8 protein-coding genes are annotated in these 12967 nt (G+C 59.8%); 1 reads left to right on the forward strand and 7 read right to left on the reverse strand.

The window, feature by feature from the left end; genetic code table 11:
• The first annotated feature begins 177 nt into the window (after nt 1-177).
• Nucleotides 178-3648, forward strand: coding sequence for an RHS repeat-associated core domain-containing protein (locus HGO40_RS18400; RefSeq protein ID WP_250964170.1), 3471 nt, complete (start codon nt 178-180; stop codon nt 3646-3648).
• A gap of 123 nt (nt 3649-3771) precedes the next feature.
• Here HGO40_RS18400 and HGO40_RS18405 read toward each other — a convergent pair whose 3' ends face one another.
• From HGO40_RS18405 to cobU, 7 genes are all read right to left on the reverse strand, one after another.
• Complete coding sequence (locus HGO40_RS18405) at nt 3772-5253, reverse strand: Ig-like domain-containing protein (RefSeq protein WP_250964171.1); 1482 nt, start codon at nt 5251-5253, stop codon at nt 3772-3774.
• Nucleotides 5254-5392: 139 nt separating this feature from the next.
• Nucleotides 5393-7582, reverse strand: coding sequence for an autotransporter outer membrane beta-barrel domain-containing protein (locus HGO40_RS18410; protein WP_250964172.1), 2190 nt, complete (start codon nt 7580-7582; stop codon nt 5393-5395).
• Nucleotides 7583-7847: 265 nt separating this feature from the next.
• Nucleotides 7848-9812: a hypothetical protein gene (locus tag HGO40_RS18415; protein ID WP_250964173.1), complete on the reverse strand. Its 1965-nt coding sequence runs from the start codon at nt 9810-9812 to the stop codon at nt 7848-7850.
• Between the two features lie 203 nt (nt 9813-10015).
• On the reverse strand, nt 10016-10747 hold the full coding sequence (locus tag HGO40_RS18420) for an adenosylcobinamide-GDP ribazoletransferase (RefSeq protein ID WP_250964174.1): 732 nt from the start codon (nt 10745-10747) through the stop codon (nt 10016-10018).
• A gap of 2 nt (nt 10748-10749) precedes the next feature.
• Nucleotides 10750-11325 (reverse strand): alpha-ribazole phosphatase family protein, encoded by a 576-nt coding sequence (gene cobC / locus HGO40_RS18425; protein ID WP_250964175.1) that lies wholly within the window; start codon nt 11323-11325, stop codon nt 10750-10752.
• On the reverse strand, nt 11322-12377 hold the full coding sequence (cobT, locus tag HGO40_RS18430) for a nicotinate-nucleotide--dimethylbenzimidazole phosphoribosyltransferase (protein ID WP_250964176.1): 1056 nt from the start codon (nt 12375-12377) through the stop codon (nt 11322-11324). Before cobT ends, cobC begins: the two co-directional genes overlap by 4 nt.
• Nucleotides 12374-12895, reverse strand: a complete 522-nt coding sequence (gene cobU, locus HGO40_RS18435) for a bifunctional adenosylcobinamide kinase/adenosylcobinamide-phosphate guanylyltransferase (RefSeq protein ID WP_250964177.1) — start codon at nt 12893-12895, stop codon at nt 12374-12376. The genes cobT and cobU overlap by 4 nt, the downstream gene beginning before the upstream one ends.
• Between the last annotated feature and the right edge of the window lie 72 nt (nt 12896-12967).

Below are 12967 nucleotides of genomic sequence, written 5' to 3' on the forward strand. Positions count from 1 at the left end.
CTGCTGCAAGAGCGCCAGCCCAACGGTATAACCACGGACTACGAATACTACCCGGTCGACGGCTACGTCGATGACGACGGTGACGTGCATTGCCCCGCCGACCCGCACGGTTTCGTTCGCAATCTGCGTTGCCAAACGGTGCACCCGGCCGAAGGGCACGAGGGTCAGGCGCCGGTCTTGCGCACCCGGTATCGCTATAGGGAACTGCCGCCGCTGGACAATAGCCTGGCGGAAGACTTCCTGGTGGTAAGCCACGAAGCGCTAAGCCAAGTCGGGGCCATTGCTGAAACAACGCTGCAAAGTACCCGTCGCTTCTATCTCGATATGACCGACAAGCCTTTGCTGCACGGCCGCCCGGATCGCCAGGAAGAAACGCTCTACGACAATGAAGGCAAGGGCAAAACCGCCACCGTCAGTTGGCGATACAGCCAGGCCGACGGAGAACTTGGCGCCAGGACTCTGCACCAAACGATAGAAACCCTGACCGGATACAATGGCAGCCACCAGGTCACCACCACACGGGCCTCCCGATTCGATGGCGAAATCGTCTGGAGAGAGGATTTCGATGGCGTCAAGTCGTCCTATCGGTACGACGTCCTTGGCCGGTTATTGGAAGAACGCGTGGCATTGGATACTCCCGTCGAGGCTGGCCGACAATTCAGCTACAGCTTGGCGTCAACGGACGGCCAGCAAGCCGAACAGGTGCTCACCAACGTCAAGGGCGTCAAGACTCGGACATTGTTCGATGGCGGCAACCGGGTGGTCGAAGAACAACGTCAACGGCAAGGCCCCAGCGGCAGCCTGGTCTGGCGCCAACCCTATACCGCCGTGCACGACGCTCTCGGACGCCAGATCAGCGAAACAGTCTACGACTGGCTCGACGACACGCCCCTGCCCTTGACCAGCCAACTGGCCTATGACGATTGGGGCGAAGTCTGCAGAACCACCGGCCCCGACGGCGTCGCCCAGGTCAGCGAGCGCCGATTCGACAACAACCGGCTGGTCATTTGCACGTGGCAGGAACATGCCGAACGACCCGACGTGCACGTACAAAGAAGCGAGACCCACTACAACCTGTTCGACAGCCCCGACAAGGTCCGGCGCCTGGACGCCCAAGACAACACGGCGGGCAGCCGCGACTACGTCTACGACGGCTATGGACAGTGCATTCGCGAGATCGAAACGCTGAGAAATCCGCAGCGCGAAGCATTGGAGTCTCTACAACGGACCACCGAATACGTATACGACGCCTGGGGCCGCGTACTGCGCACCGTGCTACCGAACGGCGACAGTGTCGAACGTACCTTCGCCGAGCACAGCATCAGTGAGTTGCCCACGCGCCTGCAGGTCACACCCGCCAATAGCGCGCACCCTTCCCTGGTTGCCGGCACACAACAATTTGACGATCTTGAACGCCTGACCGAGCGCACGGTGGGTCCGCGCACTGAACGCTACCGCTACGAAGGCGGGCACGTACAGATTCATCAACGGATCACGCCCGGCAACCAGACGCTGACCTACGGCTACAATCTGGCCCTGAGCCAACAGCCGTCGGTTATCAGACTGGCCGAGGGCCCCGAGTCCACCTATGAATATGACCCGTTGAGCGCCGCCATCACCCAGGCGATCAACGACCAGGGTCAACGTGACTATGAGTACACGCTCGAAGGCGCCCTGGCCTCGGAGCGCTGGCGCAGCAACGGCGTGGATAAGAAAACCTTTCACGCCACCTCGTTGCAGGGTAGGCAACTGCGTCGTGAAGATGACGGCGCCGCCCCCACCCAGTACCAATACGACACAGCAGGCAGACTGCGGCATGTCAGCCAGGGTGGAGCCGACGGCCTCGAAGCCGAATTCACTTACAATTTCGACGGCCTGCTCGAACGCAGCACCACGATCAACCGGGCCAGCGACCAGCGCCTGGTCACCGAGCTGGCGTACGATGAACACGGCCGCGAAATCCAGCGCACCCTGAAAGTGGACGGCGAGGCAGACCGGGTTTTGTCCCTGGTTTGGCAGGACGATGATCAATTACGCAGCCGTCGCCTGGAAAAAGCCGGCCTGGTGCTGCTGGAAGAAGCGTTTGAATACGACACACGTAACCGCCTGACTCGACACCGCTGCGTCGGCGAAGCGCTGCCGACCGATCAGTACGGCAATGCCATGACCGAGCAGGTGTTTCGCTTTGACGCCCTGGACAACATCGAACGTCGAACCACCTATTTTGCCGACGGTAGCACCGACAGCGCGCGCTTCACCTATGACGAAGATGACAAATGCCAGCTCAGGGAGGTCAGCCACAGCCACCCCGCTTATCCATCGTCACAAGCCTTTGATTATGATGCCGACGGCCATCAACTCAATGATGGCCAAGGTCGGCGGCTGCGCTATGACCCCTTGGGTCGCCTGCTGGAAGTGCGCAGCGCCGACGACGCAGCCTCGTTGATCAATTACCGCTATGACGCCCATGACCAACTGGTTGGGGTACGCCATGACGGCGAACCGGAGACCTTGCGTTTCTACGAGGGGTTTCAACTCAGCTACACCTTGCAAAACGATGTGCTGACCCAGTTTTTATATGAGGGTGATCGCCCCTTGGCTCAACAAACAGCCCATAGCACCGATCAAACCCTACTGCTGCTGACCGACACCGCCCACAACGTCTTGGGTGAAAATCGTGTTGACGGGTTGCATGAAACCGCTTACAGCGCTTACGGCGAGCGCCGTGAAGATAACGGCCTGAAGGGGTTGCTGGCCTTTGCCGGGGAAGTGCGCGAAGCCTTGATCGGTTGGTATTTGCTGGGCCGCGGCTACCGCGCCTACGACCCAGGGCTGATGCGTTTCCACAGCCCCGATTCATTCAGCCCATTCGGGGCCGGGGGCTTGAACCCTTACGGCTATTGCCTGGGTAACCCGATTGCCTGGCGAGACCCCAGCGGCCATCGCTCCCAGGGTGTTACGCCTTATCGAGATCCTTATCCTGGGTATCAAGATCCGATCCCACAACCGAAAAAGCCTGGTACTGGTATCGCTCAATGGATCGGCGTAGGCCTGGCGGCATTGTTCCTGGTTGTCTCTGTCGTGGCGATGCCCTGGAGCGCACCGGCTACCATCGGTGTAACAGCATTCGTAGCCGGATGGGCCGGGATAGGTCTTCAGGCGGCGGGCTTGGGACTGCAGGTTTATGGCACAGTCACGGAAAACGAAACCTTATCTGCTGTTGGCACCGCCGTGGGCACAGTTGGCGGATTGCTGGCAGGGGTTGGGATTGCTATGGCGAGGGCGGCTGTGGCTGCTAAGGCTGCGGCTGAGGCGAGTGCAGGTTTTGAGCCTGTTTTAATAAGCGTGACCAAAAGAGGCAGTACGGCTGGGCTAAATAAAAATAGTATCAGTGCTGCGACTGGCATAACTGGGCGAGGTAGCACCAGTGCCAGTGGTGCGACTGGCACAGCTAGACTAAGTAGGACCAGTACTAGTACCAGTACCAGTGGTGCGGCTGGGTCGAGAGGGAACAATATCCGTAGTAATAGTGCTGACGGTAGAAAATCTCTCCCCGAACTGATTAGTTTATGGAACATCCCGCGTATTGATCCCAAAACCCCCACAGGCTCTATAACTCCCCCTCGTTCTCCTACGTTTCCCCAGTGACAATTGAGAGATTCGCATAGCATGACGAGAACAATCAGATAACAATTTCAAATAACCCTAAAACTCCCGCAGCTCACCCTGCGGGAGTTTTTCATTTATAGCCCAGCCCTCGAACCCCGACGCTCAGTCAACCAGTGTCAAATTCAACGGCGGAAAATTGGGAAAGATCGGCTTTTCCCCGCCATCGAAACTGACGTAGACCTTTCCCGTTAACGGCCTATTGCGTGTCAGCCTCTCCAGAAAAGTTTTCGGTACGATCACGCTCCGCACCCCATGGTCGACTTGCGCCTGAGTCACCTTGCTCCCGTTGATCGCAAAATGCTCAATCGGCCCCGACGAGATATTCCCCGCCATGCTGATCCAGATTCTCTGGTCCGTCGTCGCCAATTTCCATGGATCCAGCCTCAATTGCGCTCCATTGGACGGAACATCTCTAAAGCTCAATTGCCCACCGAAAGCCTCTTGGCATTGGACGGTTGGAAAATGGGTACTGTCTACCTCCAGTACATTCAGCGTCCGCGTTTGAGAGGGTAATACCTCGTCCTCGCTGACAGTGACGCTATAAGACAACGGCAAGCGCTTACCGATATACGCGGCAATCGAGCGCATGGGGACTGCATAACGACGCGAACCTGCCGATATTTCCTGATCTGTCCGACAGGCCCCCACGGAGCCAGGCTCCCCCCACTGTACCCAGACCTTCTCCCCAGGATAAATGACCGCATCAGCGGGTATGACCACCACCGCTCCGGACTCAAATAGCACAGGATCCAAGGTTTGCTGCTCCCCGGTTCCCGTGGCCCTCTCAACGGAAGGCCAAGGCAAAACACGGGGGATCGGCGTGGCGGCAACATCCAGCTCAACCGACGCCGAAGTCCGGCTCGGATTACCCGCCCGATCCTCTACCTGATACCACACATACCGTAAGCCATCACCCCGGTCCTGTATCAAATCAGCCGAGATCGTAACGACGATGGGATTGGCATAGTTCTGGTCATCCAGCTCGATGACACCACCCTGATCCTGATTGCCCGGCGAACGTCCCCAGTACCAGGTGATCCGATCCCAGGGTCGGGGGTCGGTGTATCCCGGGAGATTTGCCTTTAATTCATCATTGTTTTGCTCAAGGTAGTGAGCAGTGAGTTTGTTAGGGGGGAGGACTTCGCGTGGGAATTCCAGTTCGCTGGTGGTGGCCAGTACGGGAGGGGTTTTATCGACAGTGACAGTAAATGGATGTGATCGCGCCGGCGTACCCAGAAAGTTGGTCATGATGAAACTGAGCGCATGCGTCCCGGAAGGCAGCCGCTCGGCACTGATCGGTACGTAGTAATCATCCGGATCCATGGGCAGGCTCCATTCTTGGAACCCAATGATATTGCTCTCGTTGTCACCCAGGAAAACATCGACCCGCTCGGTGTAGGGACCGCCCGGCGGATCCTCATCGTACCAGGGCTCAAGCATGACCTTCAGCGGGTTGGCCGGATCGCTCCAGGCCGAACGGTGCAGTAGATTCGGCTCGCCGCCAGGAACATCCGCCAACGGTTCGGGCTCGGTCCAGGGCGCAGTCATAGTGGGCGGGAGCTCGGTGGACTTGGTCGATGACATTGTTCATGTTCTCCATCGCTGAACATTAACCCCCCAGCAAGGCTGGGGGGCGGAACGCTAATGAACACTCCAATCCCGCGAGTGGCGTAGCACCCGGCGATCAGTTCCCGGCATGCCTGCCCGCCTCAGTCACCACTACCTACCAGAGATAGCGCACGCCCACATTGGCACCCCACGGTTGTTCGATCTTATTACCATTGCTGTAATCGAAATCGGCATGAATCGAGACCTTGTCGGTCAGGGTCATGGCAACACCGGTACCCAACTCACCCCGGGAACCCGAAAGGTCGTTGTTGAAGCGGTTGTTGTTGACCCGTACGTCGTTATTGTTGGCAAATTCGTGTACATAAGCAGCACGGATATAGGGCTGTACAACCTTTTCACCCCAGATGAAATCCCGTCCGACGGTCGCACCGGCCTTGGCCAACAGAGAGTGCGACCGACTCCCTTCGGCAGAGAGACCATTGTCCAGCTTGTAGTCTTTGCCCTCGATGACCACACCCGACAACTGAGTGAACGGCTCAACGAAATAGTCGTCCGCCAACTTGATGTGCCGGCCGAATTCCAGGGAGCCACCGACGCCATGACTGTCGTAATCCCCCTTGGTTTTCTTGCCATCGCTCAACTGCACATCGGACTCATTCTGGAAGCGGTTGAACTTGAGCACGCCGTCGAAGTAATAGCCGCTCTGCTCATCCAGCCATGTGGTATAGGCACCCAAATAGTAACTGTTGATCGTTGCGCTGGTGCCACGGCTCAGGTCAAGGTCCGACTTGCTGAAGCCACCCAACACACCGACCAACCATTGGCCGTCGCCCACTGGCAACGGCGCATCCGCACCAAACGACAAACCTTGCTGCACTTGCTGGTAAGCGACACCGGAATTTGCGCTGACATTGAACTTGTTGCCGTAGGCGCGAATCCAGCCACCGCTCTGGCCAGGGTTCATGCGCACTTCACCCATGCGGCTGCGCAAGGTGCTGAGTTCGCCATACCAGACGGTTGGGGCAGCGTTGAACAGCGCGATTACCGAACGGGTGCCCGGGCTGATCGTGCGCGTGAGGGTATTGAGGTACCAGGCGTCATTGCCTTGTTTGATCAAATCGTATGAATAAGCCCCCAGGTCGACTTCCCCACCGGCCAAAGCAAACGTCGCATCGCCGCCGCCAATCTTCACCACCGCGATGGAGCCGGCACCTACGGGTTCTGAACCACTGGCGTCAATGGCTATGGTGTGGTTGCCGGTGGCCGTGCCGGTTACCGTCAGGGTATCGACCTGTCCGGTCTTGAAATCGGTGTGCATGTAGAACGTACCGCCATCGCCCGACAACGTGCCTACGTTCAATTTGAAAAACTCGCCCGGGTTACCAAACTGGACAGAGCCGCCATTCATGACCAGGTTCTCGACCTCGCCGTCACCGACCATCACCCACCGAGCGTTACTGCTGATACCCAGGTCCCGCACGTTCTGCAGATTCCCGGTCAGGGTCGCGGCGTTTTCGAGCAACACATTGGCGGTGCTGCTGTCGTCCGCGACGATATCGCCAACCAGTGTGCTGCCGCTGACATTCAAATTGCCCTCGGCACCATTGCGCACGTCCATCAGGATGCCATTGCTGGCCGACAACGTGGAGCCGTTGGCCACGGAGATATTGGCGATGCTTGCTCCCCCGACGACGATTGCCGAGCCGTCGAGGCCTTCGACATGAGTACCGTCCAGGTTCAGAGTCGAGGGAGTAACCATGCCTGGATCAACACCGATTTCGATCCCATCCTTGGTACCGATAATCGCACTGTCGATGGCGGTGGCGGCACCGCCAAACAAACGCAGACCTTTAGCATTGGCGCCGGTGCCCATGACGGTGGTTCGCAGCAACGTCACGTCACTCAAAGCCGTGACCGAAACGCCAGTGGTTCCCCCGATAATGGTGCTGTCGCTCACAGTCGCGGTAGAACCTTGGTTACCCGCAGCGTCACGACTGACCACCAGCCCTATCCGGTCGCTCGTAATATGACTGTTGCCAATGTTCGCCCGACCGGCGTTCAACAGAACGCCATGGTTGCCCGTTGCCTGGACATTGGTACCCGTGAGATTCAAGGTTGAATGGTTGACGGTGATATCCCGGGTCTGGGCACCATCGGCATTTAATGTCGATTCGCCATTCAACACATATTCATCGGGCGCGGTGGCACTGTCGATGTTTACTACCTCCCCAGGGTTGAGAACCCTTGCGTACGCCACCTCAGCGACTAGCAATAAAGGTGATATGGACAGCAGCGTCAACGCTCGGAACAACGGGTGCAGCGAAAAGGATTTAGGCAAGGACATACAGCCACCTGTGATCGGATGTAGAAAGGCGCGCAGACTACAGAACGCCGACACCGGGATATGTAGGATTATTCCGAAACCCACCGGCACAAACGATGAACAAGCCAAAAGGTACGCTCGCCGGCCGGTCTCACGCCGATCCGTCAAGCAGCTGCAAATGGCGAGGGAGCGTGCTCCCTCACCACAGTTTCCCTATGCATTGCAGCCTACATGACCCGTATTTGGCACTTCCATTTTCCGTCTGGCATCCCTGAGTGCCCCCCGCTCACGAATTCTTAGGCGGCGGCACGTTGCAGCTGGTCTCGCCCTGGGATAGTCCCACCCGGTTATCGCTGGGTGTAGGCCGATAACCTTTTCCGATTATCCTGTAGCTCACTTCGCCTTTGCCTAACGGGAAAGATCTCGACCAGGTGGGCAGGATATGATCCGCGTAGGGTTCGATGAGCCACGTAATTCCGTTGGTGACTTGCTCTTGCGTGACATTCTGGAACGTCACAGTTTTGCCGGCGCTGGGTACCTCCACCGGGTTGCTGTAGTTCGTATAGGCCTTCCACACCACCTCGACATCGTCGCCTACCTGCAAAAAACGGCTCGGCGGGACCCTGTACTGGAAGCCATATTTGTCCCCCTCATAACGCAATGACAGACAGGTCAGGTTGTTGTTGACGGTGTGTAGCGGTTCGGCTGGGGGCAAGGCTTGCACCAGGAAATCGATCTTGACCGCGGTGCGTTCTTTAGGCTCTTGCGGGTTTTCATGGGCCACGTTGGTCAACACGTACCAGACCGGCATGGCATCGCTAGGGCCTTCGTAACGGATGGTGTCCCAATCGAGGTCAATCTCGATGATATCCCCCGCCGTGTCATCAGCGACGTCAATCACATAGGGATCGCCAATGGTGTTGCCATTCCACATGACTTGATACGTGTCGCCATCGGTCAAGGGCGCGACCAGTTCGATCTTGGCCTTGACAGGCTCGTTTTCGTCGCCGGCCTCCAGTTCATTGTCGACACCCGACTTGCCCACAACCGTGACCGCTTCCAGCAGGTCGTTGCCGGGATCCGGGTCTGGGTTGATTGGCCCGGTGCCGGAAAAGTTGCATCGAACGGTGGCTTCATTTGAGCCAAAAGGTTCTGCACCCCGCAGCACCGTGTAGGAAACTGGCGTATCCTTCCCGCCCGTCGTGGTGCTGCCATATTCGGTCCAGAGAATCGCCCAAGGCACGGGGATGTTGATCCCGCCCGTTGGGTTGCCGCCTAGAGGCGTTCCCGGCGTGACGTCCTTGGTGCCCCATTTAACGACAACTCTATCGGTTGACTTGCCATTGGGGACACGGGGGACATTAACGAGCACCTGCCCGCCGATAACATCCGAACGCAACAGCTCCCCACCCGTCGCATCCGCCACCGTGGGTGCGTTCAAGGGTTTAGGAGGCAAGGGGCCGAGCGCAACCGACATAAGCTCATATTCAGACAGGTAGCTGATATTGCCGGCCTTGTCGAGCAAGACGTAACCGCCGCAGCATAGGCCATCTCCAGCGTTCACGAACTTTTCCTTGGTAATGCGCACGACTCTGTTGCCAGTCAGATCGATGGGCACCGGACCGATCAGATCAATATCCGCTGGATCCTCAGGCAGCACACCCTTTATCCAGCCGTACGCGACTCGCACATCGGTTCTGTCGCCCGTCCACGGCGGAATTGTCGCTTCCAGATAATCATCCGTACCAAACGTTGCATCGGTGATCGGCGGTTCGACATCGAATATCATTTTCCCCGGAATGGAGCCAGAATTGGGCGGAGTCTTGTCGATGTGGATGAGCGTTCGCGGCGATTCGTCTGGGGTACCAAGGTGGTTCATATGCTGGTATCGGAGGTCGATAGGTCCTTCATGCTCCGGATCCAACAAGAAATCGGGGGGAATGTTAAAAACCAACGGCTCCCATGGATCGACCCTTGTAAAAGTACGTTCTTCCAACGTCGTCCATTCATCACTCTGCGCCCGGGTCCACTGCAGTCGAATTTGCTCCTCCTCACCTTCCGGGTCATCACCGTCCCAGGTGGTGATTGTTGTGGTCAGACCCGTATCAAGGTTTGGCCTGCTAATAAGCCCCACCGGCAACCCTGGTAGCGGAGCCGGGTGCACAACCGGCGCCTGGACGTCACGCGGACCCGCTCCGCCGGATCCGCTTGCATTCGAGGTAGACTGCTCTTTGTTATATGAACCTGCCATGTTGTCGCTCTCCGTCTTCTTAACGTGAAGCCATGGACGCCCATGATGCTTCAGCTTGAGAAAGCAGACCGATTATTAGCGGGCACTACCCAGACGCTTCCCGTCGTTCTGCACTGGCGAGAAGTAAGCGCTTTTTTTGGATAGGGCGAAACTGTCAGAGTTGACAGGTGGTTATCTGCACAGGGGCGCCAGGGTTTTGTTTCTCACCAGAAACCCACCCCCACCAACACCACCACCTCAAGCACCTCCACCAACGCCCCAGCCGTATCCCCGGTGCAGCCCCCGAGCCTGCGCAGCATCATCCACCGCAAGCCCACGAACACCGCGAAGGCGACCGCCAACGCACTAGCGGCAGCCCACCCCGTCGCCAGCACGCAGCCCAACGCACACGCCACCAACACCCACCATCCTGCGCGCCGAGGCAAATGATCGGCCAGCGCCTGACCCAGGCCGCCAGCCCGCACGTAAGGCGTGGTCAGGAACAGGCCCAGCAACGCCGCACGCCCCAGCACCGGCACGATGATCAAGGCCGACGTTTGCCCCTGCTCGATCAATGCCACCAGCGCGGTGAACTTGAGCAACAGCACCAACACCAGGGTGACCACCGCGATGGGACCGCTGCGCGGATCTTTCATGATCAGCAGCGTGCGCTCGCGATCACCGAAACCGCCGAGCCAGGCGTCGGCGCTATCGGCCAGGCCATCGAGGTGCAGGCCGCCGCTGAGCAGCACCCACGCTGTCAGTAACAGTGCGGCATGGAGCAGCGACGGTGTACCCAGCAGCAGTGCATCGAGTAGCCAGAGCAGGACACCAAACAACAGCCCCACCACGGGATAGCACAGCAGCGAACGGCCCAGTTGTTCGGGCTCGGGCATGCCCGGCAGGCGCACCGGCAGGCTGCTGAGAAATTGCAGGGCGATCCAGAACGGCAACATGTTCAAAGCACCTCTTCGAGCACTGAACCGGCCGACACCGTCAGGGAAAACAGCGCGCCATGAGCGACTTCGACATTGAGTAGCTGCTCGCGAGGCAAACCGCGGGCCTGGGCCAACAGCAGGCGCATCACGCCGCCGTGGCTGACCAGCAAGACCCGTTGGCCGGCGTAGGTCGCGTGCAGGCGTTCGATCGCCGCCAGGACGCGACTGGAAAACGCCAGCACCGGCTCGCCTTCAGGCGGCGTGAAGGCATAGGGATCGGCCCAGAACCGGCCCAGCGCCTCGGCATCGGTGTCCATCAACGTCGCCGCGCTACGCCCTTCCCAGGCGCCGAAATGCAGCTCTTGCAGGTCTTTGTCCACGTGCACCGGCACGTTGAGCCGGGCGCCGAGTTGTTCGGCGAAACGGGCGCAGCGCTGCAAGGGCGAACTCACCAGGCGATCCCAGGGCCCGCCTAGCTCGACCGCCGCGTGCATCTGTTCCCAGCCCCTGGCCGTCAAGGCGTCGTCGAGGCTGCCACGCAAGCCGCCGCCCAATTCGGTTTCGCCGTGACGCAGCAGGTCCAGGCGCAAGGTCATGCCGGGCGATCCGCCACGGCCGCTTCGGCAAACGTCGCCATCTGCCCGTGGAGGTCACAGGCCAGGCGCAACAGCGGTACCGCCAACGCCGCGCCACTGCCCTCGCCCAGGCGCAAGCCCAAGTCGAGCAGCGGTTCGGCGCCGAGGGTTTCCAGCACGTGGCGATGGCCCGGTTCGGCGCCGCGATGGCCGAACAGCAACCATGGCCGGCACGCCGGATTGAGGCGCACCGCCACCAAGGCCGCGACACTGCAGATGAAGCCGTCCACCAGCACGGCCACGCCTTGCTGGGCGCAGGCCAGGTACGCACCAACCAACGCGGCGATTTCAAAGCCGCCGAGGTTGAACAGGGTCTGCAACGGGGCGTTGCCTTGGGCAGCGTGCAACGCCAGGGCCCGTTCGATCACCTGGGCCTTGCGGCTGACACCCGCCGCGTCCAAGCCCGTGCCTGGCCCCACCAAGTGCGCCACCGGGCAGTCGAGCAACGCGCAGGCCAGGGCGCTGGCGGCGGTGGTGTTGCCGATGCCCATTTCGCCGCCGATGAACAATTGCGCCCCGGCCGCGACGGCACGCAACACACTGTCGCGGCCGGCGTGCAAGGCTTGCTCGCCCTGGCTCACCGTCATGGCCGGGCCCTGGGAGAAATTCGCCGTGCCCGGCCCGAGGTTCAGGTGCCGCACGCCGGGCAAGTCCAGCGCAGGCGTGACAGTGCCCAGATCCACCACTTCCAGGGACGCGCCCAGTTGCCGCGCCAGGACGCTGATGGCCGCGCCGCCACTGACGAAGTTGAGCAGCATCTGCCCGGTGACTTCCTGGGGATAGGCCGATACGCCCTCGGTTACCACGCCGTGGTCGCCGGCGAAAATCGCGATCCACAGATGATCGAGGCTCGGCTTGACCTGCCTTTGCAGGCCCGCCAGTTGCACCGCCACCGAATCCAGCCGCCCCAGGGATCCGGCCGGTTTGGTCAACTGTTGCTGACGGGCCGTGGCCAGTTCCAGCGCTTGGGTATCGACGGGCTTGCACGGGTCCAGCCACCAGCGATGATTCATAACGCAGTACCTTTGAGAGTCAGGGGCAGGCCGGCGACGGTCAGCACGACGCGCTGACAACGTTCGGCCAAGGCTTGATGCAGCCAACCGGCTTCATCGACGTAACGGCGCGTCAGCTCGCCCAGCGGCACGACACCCAGGCCGGTTTCGTTGCTGACAAAAATGATCTCCCCGGGCAACGCGGGCAGGCTGTCCAGCAGCGATTCACGCTCGGCGACCAGCCGGTCGGGATCGTTGAGCATCAGCAGGTTGGTCAGCCACAAGGTCAGGCAATCCACCAGCAAACATCGATCGCTGGTGGCGTTTTCCTGCAGTACCCGCGCCAGCGCCAACGGTTCCTCCACCAGCGCCCATTCGACCGGCCGCCGGGTGCGGTGTTGGGCGATACGCTCGTTCATCTCGCCGTCCAGGGGGAGGCTGGTGGCGATGTAGGTCACGGGCAATTGGGAGTCTGTGGCGAGTTTTTCAGCCAGGCGACTCTTGCCGGAGCGGGCGCCGCCGAGAATCAGTTGCAGCATGGGTTATTCCTTTTATTGGCGGTGTGGCGACTGGCGCCATCGCGAGCAAGCTCGCTCCCACAGGGGACTTAT

It is taken from the genome of Pseudomonas sp. CG7 (assembly GCF_023701885.1).
GTDB classification, from domain to species: domain Bacteria; phylum Pseudomonadota; class Gammaproteobacteria; order Pseudomonadales; family Pseudomonadaceae; genus Aquipseudomonas; species Aquipseudomonas zanjanensis.

Coding starts and splice junctions, on each gene's coding strand:
- HGO40_RS18405 (WP_250964171.1), bottom strand. CDS start 5,253: ATGTCATCGACCAAGTCCACCGAGCTCCCGCCCACTATGACTGCGCCC.
- HGO40_RS18410 (WP_250964172.1), bottom strand. CDS start 7,582: ATGTCCTTGCCTAAATCCTTTTCGCTGCACCCGTTGTTCCGAGCGTTG.
- HGO40_RS18415 (WP_250964173.1), bottom strand. CDS start 9,812: ATGGCAGGTTCATATAACAAAGAGCAGTCTACCTCGAATGCAAGCGGA.
- HGO40_RS18420 (WP_250964174.1), bottom strand. CDS start 10,747: ATGTTGCCGTTCTGGATCGCCCTGCAATTTCTCAGCAGCCTGCCGGTG.
- cobC (WP_250964175.1), bottom strand. CDS start 11,325: ATGACCTTGCGCCTGGACCTGCTGCGTCACGGCGAAACCGAATTGGGC.
- cobT (WP_250964176.1), bottom strand. CDS start 12,377: ATGAATCATCGCTGGTGGCTGGACCCGTGCAAGCCCGTCGATACCCAA.
- cobU (WP_250964177.1), bottom strand. CDS start 12,895: ATGCTGCAACTGATTCTCGGCGGCGCCCGCTCCGGCAAGAGTCGCCTG.